Source organism: Sphaerisporangium viridialbum (assembly GCF_049674955.1).
Lineage (GTDB): Bacteria > Actinomycetota > Actinomycetes > Streptosporangiales > Streptosporangiaceae > Sphaerisporangium > Sphaerisporangium viridialbum.
Genome location: NZ_CP187232.1, coordinates 5,538,502 through 5,553,115, shown reverse-complemented (window position 1 = coordinate 5,553,115; position 14,614 = coordinate 5,538,502). Strand labels below are relative to the sequence as shown.

10 protein-coding genes and 1 pseudogene are annotated in these 14,614 nt (G+C 68.2%); 9 read left to right on the top strand and 2 right to left on the bottom strand.

Features of this window, described 5'->3' with window-relative positions:
- The first annotated feature begins 30 nt into the window (after positions 1–30).
- Complete coding sequence (locus ACOZ38_RS24825) at positions 31–1,224, top strand: hypothetical protein (protein WP_424533563.1); 1,194 nt, start codon at positions 31–33, stop codon at positions 1,222–1,224.
- Between the two features lie 855 nt (positions 1,225–2,079).
- Positions 2,080–3,372, top strand: coding sequence for an MFS transporter (locus ACOZ38_RS24820; RefSeq protein WP_424533562.1), 1,293 nt, complete (start codon positions 2,080–2,082; stop codon positions 3,370–3,372).
- A 166-nt stretch (positions 3,373–3,538) separates the two neighbouring features.
- Here ACOZ38_RS24820 and ACOZ38_RS24815 read toward each other — a convergent pair.
- Positions 3,539–3,700, bottom strand: a pseudogene (locus ACOZ38_RS24815) (DUF885 family protein); the annotation flags it as partial.
- A gap of 414 nt (positions 3,701–4,114) precedes the next feature.
- On the opposite strand from ACOZ38_RS24815, the gene ACOZ38_RS24810 reads away from it, so the two are divergent.
- Positions 4,115–4,633, top strand: a complete 519-nt coding sequence (locus ACOZ38_RS24810) for a hypothetical protein (protein ID WP_424533561.1) — start codon at positions 4,115–4,117, stop codon at positions 4,631–4,633.
- 627 nt (positions 4,634–5,260) lie between these two features.
- Positions 5,261–6,019, top strand: a complete 759-nt coding sequence (locus ACOZ38_RS24805) for a hypothetical protein (RefSeq protein ID WP_424533560.1) — start codon at positions 5,261–5,263, stop codon at positions 6,017–6,019.
- A gap of 358 nt (positions 6,020–6,377) precedes the next feature.
- On the opposite strand, the gene ACOZ38_RS24800 is transcribed toward ACOZ38_RS24805, so the two are convergent.
- Positions 6,378–7,055, bottom strand: a complete 678-nt coding sequence (locus ACOZ38_RS24800; protein WP_424533559.1) for a TetR family transcriptional regulator — start codon at positions 7,053–7,055, stop codon at positions 6,378–6,380.
- A 95-nt stretch (positions 7,056–7,150) separates the two neighbouring features.
- On the opposite strand from ACOZ38_RS24800, the gene ACOZ38_RS24795 reads away from it, so the two are divergent.
- The 5 genes from ACOZ38_RS24795 to scpA are packed head-to-tail and all read left to right on the top strand — an operon-like array spanning position 7,151 to position 14,604.
- Positions 7,151–8,716, top strand: coding sequence for an acyl-CoA carboxylase subunit beta (locus ACOZ38_RS24795; protein ID WP_424533558.1), 1,566 nt, complete (start codon positions 7,151–7,153; stop codon positions 8,714–8,716).
- Complete coding sequence (locus ACOZ38_RS24790) at positions 8,713–8,928, top strand: acyl-CoA carboxylase epsilon subunit (RefSeq protein WP_424533557.1); 216 nt, start codon at positions 8,713–8,715, stop codon at positions 8,926–8,928. Before ACOZ38_RS24795 ends, ACOZ38_RS24790 begins: the two co-directional genes overlap by 4 nt.
- 8 nt (positions 8,929–8,936) lie before the next feature.
- Entirely contained in the window at positions 8,937–10,703 is a 1,767-nt protein-coding gene (locus ACOZ38_RS24785) for an acetyl/propionyl/methylcrotonyl-CoA carboxylase subunit alpha (RefSeq protein WP_424537080.1), read from the top strand.
- Complete coding sequence (locus tag ACOZ38_RS24780; protein ID WP_424533556.1) at positions 10,700–12,454, top strand: methylmalonyl-CoA mutase family protein; 1,755 nt, start codon at positions 10,700–10,702, stop codon at positions 12,452–12,454. Before ACOZ38_RS24785 ends, ACOZ38_RS24780 begins: the two co-directional genes overlap by 4 nt.
- Complete coding sequence (gene scpA / locus ACOZ38_RS24775) at positions 12,451–14,604, top strand: methylmalonyl-CoA mutase (RefSeq protein ID WP_424533555.1); 2,154 nt, start codon at positions 12,451–12,453, stop codon at positions 14,602–14,604. Before ACOZ38_RS24780 ends, scpA begins: the two co-directional genes overlap by 4 nt.
- The last annotated feature ends 10 nt before the right edge of the window (positions 14,605–14,614 follow it).

Genomic DNA, 14,614 nt, shown 5'->3' with positions numbered 1-14,614 from the left:
ACCTGCGAAGAGCCATTTTGGGAGCCGACGATGGATAGCGAGATTCAGTTGATCAGCGACGGCGACGGCCTGGTGGTCACCGGCGATCCGACGGCTGTCAAAGAATTCCTCGTCTCGGAGGGCCTGTGGTCGTCGTCGAAGGACCTCGGACAGCGACTCAAGTCCGTCCTCGGTACAGGGGCCGTAGTAGCGCAGGCAGGTTCCGAGGTTGCCGCCAACTCAGGCCGCTGGCTGAAGACGACTAAGGAGTCAGCACACCTGATCAACAAATGCGGGCTGAGGAAAGCCATGAAGACGGGGAACCCCACAGGTGTGGTCCTGGGAAAGAAGGGCGGCCAGATCGGGACATTCGTCGAATTCGTGAAGGGTCCCAGCTCGCTGCTGAACCCGGCGATGCTTTCTGGTGTCGCGGGGATCATGGCGCAGGCTGCGCTGCAACAGTCCATGGCCGAGATCACCGCCTATCTCGCCAGGATCGACGAGAAAGTCGACGACGTGCTGCGCAAGGTCGATGGCACCGTGCTGAAAGACATGCGCGGAGCGCGCACACTGATCGGGCGTGCCACGACCATGCGGGAGTACGAGGGCCGGGTCACCGACGACTCGTGGTCGACGGTGCAGGATGCGCTGGGGAAGATCGCGGGCGTCCAGGAGTATGCGTTGCTTCAACTGGAAGCGATCGCGGAAAAGATGGAGGGCAAGACCAAGATTCGCGGCCTTGCCAAGGCGGCCGAGGAGGCGGAGCGCGAGGTCAAGAAGTGGCTCGCGGTCCTGGCTGAATGCTTCCAACTGCAGGACGCGTTCGATGAACTCAACCTCGACCGGGCGCTGGACAAGTCTCCGGAGGAGCTGGACGCGCGTCGGTGGGGACTGAAGGCTGACCGCCAGAACCGGCTGGAAGTCATCTCGCAGAGCACAGAGTCTCTCTTGGCCCGCATGGATGTGGCTGTCGGCACGGCCAACGCGAAGGTGCTGCTGCAGCCGGCTCCGTCCCGGGCTGTGGTGGATTCAAGCAACCAGGTTGCGACCGGCGTCCATGACTTCCGCGGGCTACTCGGGATCGAGTCCGGCCGCCAGTCATTTGAGAAGAGACGATGGATGGACGCGGCCGCGGAGGCGAGGGACAAGGCGCTCGAGAAGGCGGGACCCGCGGCGGCCGCCATCGCCGTCGTGAGCGTCGCGATTACCCTCAAGGTCTTCCAAGACCGGGGGGAGGAAAGCTGAGTGAGGGCTCCGGCCCACGGATCAGTGTCAGGAGAGCAGATTATGCCGACAACGATCCACCCCCAACAGCGCCCCTCAAGGCCGCCAGCTCCGACATCGGCGTAACGCCACGATCCCCATAAGTGCCCTTATGCCGACATCGGCATAACTTGACGAACCCGCATACCTCGGCGGAGGCGACCTCCAGCGACGTGTCGGCCGGAGCCAACTCGTGCCGCGGCACTACGCGGAAGGCCTGTTCCACGACCGAGGTGATCACGCCGGTCGCGTGCGGCTTGTCGGTCAGGGCGTCGCGGATCTTCCCGCTTGGTCGCAGTCTTGGGACATCTCAACCGTCTGGGTCATGAGGTACTCCTTGTCTGGTGTCTGCTGGTTTGGCTGGCTTCCCAGGGTGAAGTTTGCCCGCCGCCGTGACGCCCGGCCGCATGAGCGACTCGGGTTCACAGGGGAGCCTTCCACCAGTCAGCTCCGACCGCAGGCGGCTCGTTGTTTGACGAACGGTTGTCGCTGGACACCTCTGATCCAACTGTCGCTGCCGAGGATCTAACCAGCACGAATCCGAGCGGAGGGCCATGTTGCGACGGATACTCAGAAGTGTGAGCAGGGGTGCTGCTTCTCGGTCCATGGACTGTCGCTGACTTGCCGGTATCGCTCATAGAAGCCCTTGGCATGCGAATATTGACCGGTGGTGTACCAGGTCAGGCCTGGGTGGCGGAGCTCCATCTGGCGGAGGGCAAGGGTGCCGAGCCCGCAGAACTGCCAGTCAAGCGAAGAGCTGATCTTGTTGAGAAGGCCGACACTGCAGGGCTCGCAGATCTTATACCGGACGCGCCCGACAGGCACGCGGACCGGGTCATGACCCATGACACCGACGGCCCAAGCCTGCCCCACATCACTGATGCGACTGCTCGCCAGGTCGTGCCGCCGAAGGTGGACCCAGATCCCATGGATGCCGTCGAGCGCCCGACCTTCCGCGGACTCGTCGCGATCGCGGAATTCCGCGCGCTGATCATCGGCTTCCTGCTCCACCTGGCGTCGGGTACCGTCGCCACTCTCGCCATTTCCGTCCTGGTGTACGAGCGCACCCACTCCGCGCTCCTCAGTGCAATCTCGCTGGCATCGAGCTACCTGCCGCACATCATCGGCGCTGTACTCCTGCTCAGCCTCGCCGACCGCCTGCCGGCCCGGCGTGGCCTTACCTTCGTGAGCTTCGTCCAGGTGCTGACGCTGGGCGTGGTGGTCCTTGGGGTACTGCCGGTGGGCGCCATTCTGCTCGTCATCCTTCTCGGTGGCGTCGCGCAGCCGATCGGCACGGCGATCCGCTCGGCCGCGCTACCGGACATCCTCGGCAGCGGGGCGCAGTACGTGCTCGGTCGGGCGGTAGTCAACATGACAAGCTACAGCGCGCAGGCGCTGGGCTTCGCCGTCGGCGGAGTCTTCGTGGCGACCGTGGGTACGCACGGAGCACTGTGGATGGCGACCGCCGTGTCCCTCGTCGTTATAGGCGTCAACTGGTTTGGCCTGAAGAACCGTCCGGCCCGCGCCACCGCGACCGGATCCGCTCTGCGCCAGACCTGGAAGACCAACGGGTTCCTCCTTCGTACGCGTGCTATTCGCGGGTTACTGCTGTCTCTGTGGCTGCCTCTCACGCTGGCGGGCGGCGCGGAGGCGCTCTTCGTTCCGTTCGCCGCGCGGCACGGGAGTACGTCTTTGGCGAGCGCGTTCTTCTGGGCGATCACGGCCGGTAACTTCGCCGGCGATCTGCTCGTGGGGCGCCTGGTCAGCCCGGCGCGCCAGGCACGCCTGTCGTTTCCGCTGGCTTTGCTGCTCGCCGCGCCGCTCATCTGCTTCGTCGCCCAGCCCCCCGTGATAATCGCCGTTGGGCTGTGTTTTGTGAGCGCCATCGGCGCGTCGTACCACCTTGGTCTCCAACATCGGTTTCTCGACGTGGTCCCATTGCAGGTAAGGGCTCAGGCCTTCGGCCTGATATATAGCGGAATCCCTGCCCTGCAAGGGATCATGTTCACGCTTGCGGGGGCTGTCGTCGCGGTGGGGACACCGAGTGGAGTCATCGCCCTTTTCGGACTCGCCTCCGGCATCTCTACTGTCGCGCTCGCGTCACATATCCACGCGAAGAGTAAAACATGATCCAAAGCAGCCTCTCCAGCGTATCTGCGCCATACCGCACTGCAAATGACAGCTGCGATGGCCGCTGAGTGGGCTCAGAAGTCACCGCCGACCAGGCGTGCGGGTACGCGATCCAGCCAGGCCGCGATGCTGCGGGCCAGGGGCGGCATGGGGAGCGAACCATGATCTAGGACGGCAGCGTGGAAGGCGGGCAGGGAGAAGCAGGGCCGAGGCGCCGACAAGCCTCCTCCCGGATGCGTAGCATCTCCAACTTGCCGGTGAGGTAGGCGAGCGCCTGCCCAGGCATCACGACGTAGCGGTCAATCTCGTCGATCAAGAAGTCTCGTGTAAGCGGAGCGGTGCTCGACCGCGATCACGTTGTACGTGAAGTTCCAGGGCCAAATGATCAAGGGTGGCCTGGCCGAACTCAAGCTCGTGGGCCTCGCCAGGCCGAGGCCTCCCGGTACGCGCCCGGAGCGTCACGCCGGTCGGCGTGCGAGGCCGAGATGGTCGAGGTGGTAGGAGATCGCGGTCGTCGCGTTCTCGGCGGTCGTTGGCCGAGCAGGACGCCGGTGCCGAGTCCTGCGGAGAGGGCGAGCAGGATGGCGGCCTCGGTGCGGGGGTCGCGGTTGGGGGGGGCAGGGTTCCGTCGCGCTGGGCGTGGCGGAGCTGGTCGGCGAGGAAGTGCTCCATGGCGTCGGGGGCGCGCAGGAAGGGCTGGGCGGCCAGTGCGGGGTCGGTATCGCAGGCGGAAGGGTAATCCATGCGCATCGGCAAACGGGCAATCGTTACCTTACTGGCGGCCACCCTGACCCTCGGCGCCGCGGCGTCGTACGGCACTCCCGCCGTCGCTGACGAGGACCCCGCTCTCGCGGCACTCACCCAGGTCGTCCCCGACATCATCGAGGAGGCCAAGGCCGAGCCGCCCACCGAGATCCCCGACGGCAACGTGCAGCGGGTGTTCTCCGCGGTCACCGACCATACCCTGCGGGTCGACGTCAGTGACATCGAGGTCGGCATCGGGCTGCCCGAGGCCACCGGCGCGGGCAACCGGCCGCTGCCGGGCCTGGTGACATACAGTGCCACCCGGTCGGACGTGGCGTTCGCCCACCAGCGCACCGGCCAGATCGGCCGCGTGCTGACCGTCATCAAGGGCGCCTCCGCGCCCACGGAGTACCGCTTCCCGATCACCGCTCCCGAGGGCAGCACACTCGAGGTCGAGGAAGACGACCAGACCGTCATCATCTACAACAACGACATCTACCTTGCCGAGATCGACTAAGAGCTGGTGGCCCGAGTGGCGGTTGCCGGGCGTCATCGCGTCGCTGCCGGGATGCGGCTTCTTTGCAGGTCGGCGAGCACCAGCGGGTGGGGCGGTTTCTTTGTCCGGCGGTTGGGCGTAGCGGTCTGGAGCAGCGTTGGCAGGTTGGCTCGCCGTCTGGATATCGGCGTGCTCGTCCGCGGGCTGCGAGTGTGGCCGCCTCTCTTTCGCGGTATTCGGCACCGGCGGCATGGGCCGCGCCCGCGTCCCGAAACCAGGAACCTTGCCCGCCTTGGGGCAGTGCGTCGCCTATCTTCCCGACCCCGGCTGGCGCCCGACATCGGTGTTCCCGGATCCTGATCAGATCCCGTGGACACACGTCGCCGCGCCTGACGCGCCGGATAACGACACGGCCGAATCCGATGAAGCCGCTGTAGAGGAGTGGGGCGATGGGGACTGACAACGACGACAACGGCACGACGACGCTGTCGGTGAACTCAAGACAGACGACGCCCTCGCCGAGGAATAGGAACTGTTTAAAGTCGGCTGAACCTGTCCGGGGATTGATGCAGGATTCTGTGGGTGGAAAGGATGAGACTCATGTCTGACCGACCGTGGTCCTCGTATTCCTCTCAAGAGCCGCCCCCAGTGGACTATCATGAGGCCCTATCCAGTCGTAACGCTCAGATTGTCGTGCTCCTTGCAGGCAAGTGGCCCGAATGGGAACCTGAAGGTATTGGCCCGGATGAGGCGTCGATTACGTCGGCTGCCGCTGTAGGGTTGGTCCTTGAGGTCTGGCGTAACTCGCCGCTTGAGGATATGCACGCGGGTGGCGGGATGCGAGGGAAGGGACCCCGCGACCCCGAGATGTTCGCCGAAAGCGTCGCGCTTCACCGCCGTGCTGTCAATGCCCTGACTTCCAAGGACAGGTTCGCCCTTCTGGAGTTCGAGGACCATGTGCTCAACCGGGCCCGACCGTGGGCTGTTGGCGGGCGCACCCTTCAGGAGATGGGCTATGGGTACTTGGGAGCCTTCACCAAGCACGTCAGGGGCCGCACCGACGCGCTCATGAGCCTGGAGGAGGGACATGGGCGCCGCGCACTGCTCGCTTATCTGGTGAACAGGGCTGTGATGTTCGGATCCTTTCATAAGGGGATGCCGATATGGCCGGCGGTTGTGTCCACTGTCTGTGAGATGATCGCCGACCCGCGCCACGAGGCATGGCGAGACGCAGATCAAGCTAGGAAGGCTATGGCGGCCCAGCCGATAGAAATGCCTCCTGTCGAGAGCCTGCGTCGGGCGTTGCTGGAGGCACCCGATAGCTTGTCTTTACCAGTGTTGGAGTGGCTGTGCCGTTGGAGGTCAGGCCCGATGTTGGATGCGATCAGCTGGGCACGAGGAACGTGACCGGACGGTTCAGCTTGTGCAGTTGAGGTGGCCCACCGGAGCTTCATTACTTGCTGTCACGGCGATGACGGGGCCGTGTGGGGTCGTTGTGGGCTCTTTGTCGCGACCGGGTCTTTTCCATGATCATCCATCCCGCTCGACGATCACGCTGTGTAGCAGTCGTCTGGTGTGGGGGCCGATCGGTTGGTGTGACGGTGGGTAATCGGTGCGGGTCGGTGCAGGCTCTCGGGGCTGAACAAGCAGTGGGGTCCCGGCCTGATGGCTGGGACCCCACTGGTCAAAGATCACGAGTCAGCCCCCTGCCCAAAGGTTCAACGACCTTTTCAGGAGCAAGTAGCTAGTATCGCTCGCCGGTGTCTCAGGGGCGGGGGCCCAGGTGTGCCCGGATGGCCTTCATGACGGCCTGCGGGGAGGCCGAGCGGTTGAAGGTGGCGACGATAATCTGGTCACTGTCGTCCTGTGGCCGTTCCAGGTGGCGGAAGGTTGCGATCACGTACCCGAGGGCGTGGTCGAGGTGGCCGGAGGGGTCGTAGGTGCCGCCGGCGCGCAGCCAGCCGCGCAGGACCTGGTTGTGCGCCGCGACCACCGAGGCGGCCATCAGCTCGGCGCGCAGGTCGGCGTCCGGGGAGCCGGTCAGCCACGTGCCGATGAATTCGCGGAACAGCCGCTGGTAGCGGGCGACGCTGGCGATCTCGCGGTCACGCAGGGCCGATACGCGTCTGACGAGGTGGTAGCGGCGCAGTGACACCTCTGCGTCCTCCACATAGTGCGCAAGCACTATCCGGACCGCGTCGGTCACGGCGACGATCGCGGTGTCCGCGGTCGAGGTGCGCAGGCGGGCGTCCACCTTGGCGAGCAAGGTGTCGTGGTTGGGGAAGATCGCGTCTTCTTTCGACCGGTAGTAGCGGAAGAACGTGCTGCGGCTCACCCCCGCGCGGGCTGCGATGTCGTCGACGGTGGTCTCCTCGTAGCCGTTCTCGTCGAAGAGTGTCACCGCCGCTTCGGCGAGGCGGTGACTGATGGACGGTGTGACCATGCGGTCCATTCTCGCCGATCCCGGGGTTGTGGAGGATTGTGAGACTGAGTATCGTCCTCGTGAAACTGAGTTTTATACCCCGAATGTGGTGATCAATGGAACTCCGCGGCACGGCTGTCAGCCTCGCCCGTCTTGACGAGCGCTTGGACGAAGCGGTCCATGGCGGTGAGGCCCGGGCGGCGGCCAGGCAGCACGCGAAGGGGAGACTCACCGCTCGTGAGCGGATCGAGCGCCTGCTCGACCCCGGATCGTTCACCGAGATGGACGCCTTGGCCCTTCACCGCAGCACGTCCTTCGGCATGAAGGAGACCCGTGTCTACGGCGACGGGGTGGTGATCGGTTATGGAACGGTCGGCGGCTGTCCGGTCTGTGTCTTCTCCCAGGACTTCACGGTTTTCGGTGGCAGCCTCGGCGAGGTGTACGGCGAGAAGATCTGCAAGGTCATGGATCTGGCCATCAAGATCGGAGCGCCGATCGTCGGCATCAACGAGGGCGCGGGCGCGCGCATTCAGGAAGGCGTTGCCTCGCTGGGGTTGTACGGCGAGATCTTCCGCCGCAACGTACGCGCCTCCGGTGTGATCCCGCAGATCTCCCTGATCATGGGCGCCTGCGCGGGCGGCCACGTCTACTCGCCGGCCCTCACCGACTTCACGATCATGGTGGATGAGACGTCCCACATGTTCGTCACCGGCCCCGACGTCATCAAGACGGTCACGGGAGAGAACGTCACCTTCGAGGAACTGGGCGGCGCCCGCGTCCACAACAGCCGCAGCGGCAACGCCCACTACCTCGCCCAGGACGAGGACGACGCGCTGGACTACGCGAGGGCGTTGCTGTCCTACCTGCCGCAGAACAACCTTGATGACGCGACGCCTTTCGAGGGCCCTGCGGACCTGGAGATCGGTGACGGCGACCGGGCCCTCGACACGCTCATCCCCGACTCCGCGAACCGGCCGTACGACATGCACGCCGTCATCGCCGCGCTTGTGGATGACGGGGAGTTCCTGGAGGTGCAGTCGCTGTTCGCGCCCAACATCGTGGTCGGCTTTGGCCGCGTGGAGGGCCGGCCGGTCGGTGTGGTCGCCAACCAGCCCATGCGACTGGCCGGCACGCTGGACATCGACGCCTCGGAGAAGGCCGCCCGCTTCGTGCGCACCTGCGACGCGTTCGGCGTCCCGGTGCTGACGCTGGTGGACGTGCCCGGCTTCCTGCCCGGCACCGAGCAGGAGTGGAACGGCATCATCCGGCGCGGCGCCAAGCTGTTGTACGCCTACGCGGAGGCCACCGTCCCGCTGGTCACGGTGATCACCCGCAAGGCGTACGGCGGGGCTTACGACGTCATGGGTTCCAAACATCTCGGAGCGGACGTCAACCTCGCCTGGCCGACCGCGCAGATCGCCGTGATGGGCGCCCAAGGCGCGGTCAACATCCTGCACCGGAAACGGCTGGCCGCGGCCGCCGACCCCGACGAGCTGCGGGCCGGGCTGGTGCGTGAGTACGAGGAAACTCTCGCCACGCCGTACCTGGCGGCCGAACGCGGGTACGTCGACGCGGTGATCGCGCCACGGGAGACTCGGCGCGAGGTCGTCCGCGCGCTTCGTATGCTGCGCGGCAAACGCGACGCCCTGCCGCCCAAGAAGCACGGGAACATCCCGCTGTGAACGGGCTCCGGGTGACGAAGGGCGCCCCGCTGCCCGAGGAACTGGCCGCGCTCGCCGTGGCGCTGCTCGCGGCGCGGCGAACCGGCCCCGCCACACGGCCCGCTCCCGCGGGCTGGTGCGATGCGGCCCGCCGCCACGGCCTGCGCCGCCCCCTTCCGACCGGCCGGCACGGGTGGCGGGAGTCGAACTGGAACCTTGGAGGACTCCTGTGAGCACTTCCCTGCGGAAGGTGCTGGTGGCCAACCGCGGCGAGATCGCCGTCCGGGTCATCCGGGCCTGCCGGGACGCCGGCATCGCCAGCGTGGCGGTGTACGCCGACCAGGACCGCGACGCACTGCACGCGCGCATGGCCGACGAGGCGTACGCACTCGGCGGCGCCACGCCAGGGGAGACGTACCTGGCGATCGAGAAGATCATCGAGGTGGCCGCGCGGTCCGGCGCCGATGCGGTCCATCCCGGATACGGCTTCCTTGCAGAGAACGCCGACTTCGCCCAGGCCGTCATCGACGCCGGGCTGACCTGGATAGGGCCGCCACCTTCAGCCATCACCGCACTCGGCGACAAGGTCCAGGCGCGGCACATCGCCCAGAAGGTCGGCGCCCCTCTCGTGGCCGGCACCCCCGATCCCGTCTCCGGTGTCGACGAGGTGATCGCCTTCGCCGCCCTGCACGGCCTGCCGGTCGCCATCAAAGCAGCGTTCGGCGGGGGCGGACGCGGGCTCAAGGTCGCCCGCACGATGGAGGAGATCCCCGGCCTGTACGACAGCGCCGTACGCGAGGCCGTGACGGCGTTCGGCAGGGGGGAGTGCTTCGTGGAGCGCTACCTCGACAGGCCCCGGCACGTGGAGACCCAGTGCCTGGCCGACGCGCACGGCAACGTCGTCGTGATCTCAACCCGGGACTGCTCGCTACAGCGCCGTCACCAGAAGCTCGTCGAGGAGGCGCCCGCGCCGTTCCTCACCGCCGAGCAGGAGACCCTGCTCCGTGCGAGTTCCAAGGCGATCCTGCGCGAGGCCGGTTACGTCGGCGCCGGGACGTGTGAGTTCCTTGTCGGCCAGCACGGCACGATCTCCTTCCTTGAGGTGAACACCCGGCTCCAGGTCGAGCACCCGGTCACCGAGGAGGTCACCGGCGTCGATCTGGTGCGGGAGATGTTCCGGATCGCCGCGGGAGAGGAGATCGGCTACGACGATCCGGGGCCGCGCGGCCATTCCATCGAGTTCCGCGTCAACGCCGAGGACCCGGGGCGCGGATTCCTGCCCGCCCCCGGCACCATCACCCGCTGGCACGCCCCCTCCGGCCCCGGCGTCCGGGTCGACTCCGGCTATGAGCAGGGCGAGACCGTGCCGGGCTCCTTCGACTCCCTGGTGGCCAAGCTCGTCGTCACCGGCGCCACCCGGGCCCAGGCGCTCCAGCGTGCCCGCCGGGCGCTGGCCGAGTTCGAGGTCGAGGGCATGCCCACGGTGCTGCCGTTCCATCGGGCCGTGGTTGAGGAGCCGTCCTTCACCGGCGAGCCCTTCGCCGTGCACACCCGTTGGATCGAGACAGAGTTCGACAATCGGATCGCCCCCTACGACGGCCAGGCGTCCACCGGCGCCGAGCCGGCCGAGGGGGAGCGGATCACCGTCGAAGTGGCGGGCAAGCGCCTGGAGGTCGTGCTGCCCGCCGGTCTCGGCGCCGGGACGCGCGGCGGCGGCGCGAACCGGACCGTGGCCCCGAGCGCCCGCCGCCGCGGCGGGACGGGCACGGCGAAGGCCCCGGCGAACGGCGACTCCCTGGTCAGCCCCATGCAGGGGACCATCGTCAAGGTCATGGCAGGCGACGGCGACCAGGTCGCCGCCGGCGACCCCATCATCGTTCTGGAGGCCATGAAGATGGAGCAGCCGCTCACCGCCCACCGGGCGGGAACCGTGGCCGGGATGTCCGCCCAAGTGGGGACGACGGTCGCCGCGGGCGCCGTCATCTGCGAGATCAAGGACATGCCGTGACCGGCGCCGGGTTCCCTGTCGCCACCCGGGAGCAGTGGCGTGAGCTGGCACGGGAGGTCCTGTACAGGTCGGGCCGGAAGGCCGAGTCGCCGGAGCGGGCGCTGGCGAGCACCACCTATGACGGCATCACCATCGCCCCGCTCCACGACGCCACGGACCTGCCCGAGACGCCCGGGCTCCCGCCCCACGCCCCTGGGGGCCGCGGACTCGGCGCTTCGTGGGAGGTGCGGCAGCGGTATGAGATCCCCGACCCGCAGGCCCTGCGGACCGACCTGGAGAACGGCGCCGACTCGGTCTGGCTCGCCGTCGCCCCCGAGGAACTGCCCCGGCTCCTTGACGGTGCCCACCTGGACATGATCTCGATCGTGCTCGACGCGGGCCACCGGAGTGGGGAGGCGGCGGACACGCTCCTGGCGTTGGCCGCCGGGCGCGGCGTCCCCACTTCGTCCCTGAGGGGCTGCTTCGGCGTCGACCCCCTTGCCCAGCCGGCCCTTGGCGATGTGGCATCCGGCCTGTCGCAGATGGCCGAACTGGCGCGCCGCTGCGCCGCTGAGCTGCCCGGCATGCGTGCGATCGTCGTCGACGCCACGCCGTACCACGAGGCCGGCGGGAGTGACGCGGAGGAGCTCGGCTGCTCCATCGCGACGGGCCTCGCCTACCTGCGGACGCTCACCGACCACGGGCTCGACGTGCCGGGGGCCTTCGGCCAACTGGAGTTCCGGTACGCGGCGACCGCCGACCAGTTCGCCACGATCGCCAAGCTGCGCGCGGCCCGGATGCTCTGGGCACGGGTGGCCGAGGTCTGCGGCGGGCCGCCCGGCCAGCTCCAGCACGCGGTCACCTCGGCGGCGATGATGACCCGGCGCGACCCCTGGACGAACATGCTGCGTACCACCCTGGCGGGCTTCGCGGCGGGTGTGGCCGGGGCCGACGCGCTGACCGTACGGCCGTACGATGACGCGCTCGGCCCGCCCGGCGGCTTCTCCCGCAGGATCGCCCGCAACACCTCGGCTCTGCTGGTCGAGGAGGCCCAGGTGGCGAGGGTGGCCGACCCGGGGGCCGGGTCTTGGTACCTCGAACGCCGTACCGCCGACCTCGCCGGCCGGGCATGGCGGTGGTTCCAGGACATCGAGGAGGCCGGCGGGATGGTCGAAGCGCTCGCCTCGGGGTTCGTGGCCGGCAGGATCGCCGCCACCCGGGTGAGCAGATCCGGCGACATCGCCCGCCGGCGGAAGCCGATCGTCGGCATCAGCGATTTCCCCGACCTGTCCGAGACGCTGCCCGCGGGCACCCCCGCGCTGCCGGTATCCGAGGGCGCGCTGCCGAGGATCCGCTACGCCCAGGAGTTCGAGGAGTTGCGCGACCTGACCGACGCCCTGCCGTCTCGGCCGCGGGTGTTCCTGGCCGCCATCGGCCCGGTGGGCGAGCACGGAGGGCGGGTGTCGTTCGCGGCGGGCCTGTTCAACTCCGGCGGCGTCGAGACCGTCACATCGAGCCCGGCGCGCGATCCGGACGGGATCGCGGAGGAGTTCGCCGCGAGCGGTACGCCGGTGGCCTGCCTGTGCGCCAGCGACCGCATGTACGACGAGCACGCCGCCGCGGTGGCCGGGGCCTTGCGAAGGGCGGGCGCGGCCAGGATCTGGCTGGCCGGCAAGGGCCGGTACGACGGCGTGGACGACAACCTGTACGCGGGGTGCGACGTGATCGACGTGCTGCGCGCGACCCTCGCCGATCTGGAGGTGAGCGAATGATTCCGGACTTCCGAGGTGTCGGCCTGACCGGATCAGGGGGACGAGACATACCGCCGGCGACCGGCGAAAGCGCGTGGGAGAGCCCAGAGGGCATCCCGATCGCGCCGATCTACACGCCCGCGGATCTGGCGGCGCTCGCGGCGGCGGGGGATTACGACCCGCGAACCTATCCCGGCATCGCGCCGTACGTGCGCGGGCCGTACCCGACGATGTACGTGACGCGGCCCTGGACGATCCGCCAGTACGCCGGGTTCTCCACCGCGGAGGAGTCCAACGCGTTCTACCGGCGCAACCTCGCCGCGGGGCAGAAGGGCCTGTCGGTCGCGTTCGACCTGGCCACTCATCGCGGGTACGACTCCGACCACCCCCGTGTGGCGGGCGACGTGGGCATGGCGGGCGTGGCGATCGACTCGATCGCCGACATGCGGCTCCTGTTCGACGGCATACCGCTGGACCGGATGTCGGTGTCGATGACGATGAACGGCGCGGTCCTGCCCATCCTGGCGCTGTACGTCGTGGCCGCCGAGGAGCAGGGGGTGAAGCCGGACCAGCTCAGCGGCACCATCCAGAACGACATCCTCAAGGAGTTCATGGTCCGCAACACCTACATCTACCCGCCGGGGCCATCGATGCGGATCATCTCCGACATCTTCGCCTATACCTCGGCCCACATGCCGCGCTTCAACTCCATCTCGATCTCTGGCTACCACCTACAGGAGGCGGGGGCCACGTGCGACCTTGAGCTGGCCTACACCCTGGCCGACGGGCTGGAGTACCTGCGCGCCGGGACCGCCGCCGGCCTCGACATCGATGACTTCGCCCCGCGGCTGTCGTTCTTCTGGTGCATCGGGATGAACTTCTTCATGGAGGTGGCCAAGCTGCGCGCGGCCAGGCTGCTGTGGGCGGGCCTGGTGAAGGACTTCGAGGCGAAGGACCCCAGGTCGCTGGCGCTGCGCACCCACTGCCAGACCTCCGGCTGGTCCCTGACCGCCCAGGACGTCTACAACAACGTGGCGCGCACCTGCGTCGAGGCCATGGCCGCCACCCAGGGACACACCCAGTCGCTGCACACCAACGCCCTGGACGAGGCCCTGGCGCTGCCGACCGACTTCTCCGCCAGGATCGCCCGCAACACCCAACTGGTACTCCAGCACGAGTCGGGAACCACCCAGGTGATCGACCCCTGGGGCGGGTCCTACTACGTCGAGACCCTCACCCGGCGGCTGGCGCGCAGGGCGCGGGAGCACATCGCCGAGGTGGAGCAGGCGGGCGGGATGGCCAGGGCGATCGAAGCCGGGCTGCCCAAGCTCCGCATCGAAGAGGCCGCCGCCCGCGCCCAGGCCCGCATCGACTCCGGCGCCCAGCCCGTGATCGGTGTCAACAAGTACCGCACCGCGGACGAACCGGAGGTGGAGGTGCTCAAAGTCGACAACAGCGCCGTACGCGCCCGGCAGATCGAGCGGCTGCGCAGGCTTCGGGCCGAGCGCCACCCGGAGGCCGTACGCGCCGCGCTGGACGCACTTACCCGAGGAGCCGCCTCGGATGGCAACCTGCTGGGACTCGCGGTGGACGCGGCCCGGGCGCACGCCACCGTAGGGGAGATCTCCGACGCGCTGGAGAAGGTGTTCGGACGGCACCAGGCGAACGTCCGCACCATCTCCGGGGTGTACCGCCAGGAGATGGGCTCCGGGGCCGACACCGTCCGCGACGCCTGCGCCCGCTTCGCCGAGGCCGAGGGCCGGCGCCCGCGGATCCTGGTGGCCAAGATGGGCCAGGACGGCCATGACCGGGGCCAGAAGGTGATCGCCACCGCATTCGCCGACTTCGGGTTCGACGTGGACGTGGGCCCGCTGTTCCAGAGCCCCGCCGAGGTCGCCCGCCAGGCGGTCGAGGCCGACGTGCACGTGGTGGGCGTCTCGTCCCAGGCTGCCGGGCACCTCACGCTCGTGCCCGCCCTGCGCCGGGAACTGGCCAACGCGGGGCGCGACGACATCATGATCGTGATAGGAGGGGTCATCCCACCCGGCGATGTGCCGGCGCTGCGTCAAGCCGGCGTCACGGCCGTCTTCCTGCCCGGCACCGTCATCACCGACGCCGCCCTGGACCTGCTGCGGCGGCTGTCGGCCCGGCTGGGCCACGACCTGGCCTGATGCTCTTGTC

Excerpts from the sequence above, each read along its gene's own strand:
- ACOZ38_RS24810 (WP_424533561.1), top strand. The coding sequence starts at position 4,115 with ATGCGCATCGGCAAACGGGCAATCGTTACCTTACTGGCGGCCACCCTG.
- ACOZ38_RS24800 (WP_424533559.1), bottom strand. The coding sequence starts at position 7,055 with ATGGTCACACCGTCCATCAGTCACCGCCTCGCCGAAGCGGCGGTGACA.
- scpA (WP_424533555.1), top strand. The coding sequence starts at position 12,451 with ATGATTCCGGACTTCCGAGGTGTCGGCCTGACCGGATCAGGGGGACGA.
- ACOZ38_RS24825 (WP_424533563.1), top strand. The coding sequence starts at position 31 with ATGGATAGCGAGATTCAGTTGATCAGCGACGGCGACGGCCTGGTGGTC.
- ACOZ38_RS24795 (WP_424533558.1), top strand. The coding sequence starts at position 7,151 with ATGGAACTCCGCGGCACGGCTGTCAGCCTCGCCCGTCTTGACGAGCGC.
- ACOZ38_RS24820 (WP_424533562.1), top strand. The coding sequence starts at position 2,080 with ATGACCCATGACACCGACGGCCCAAGCCTGCCCCACATCACTGATGCG.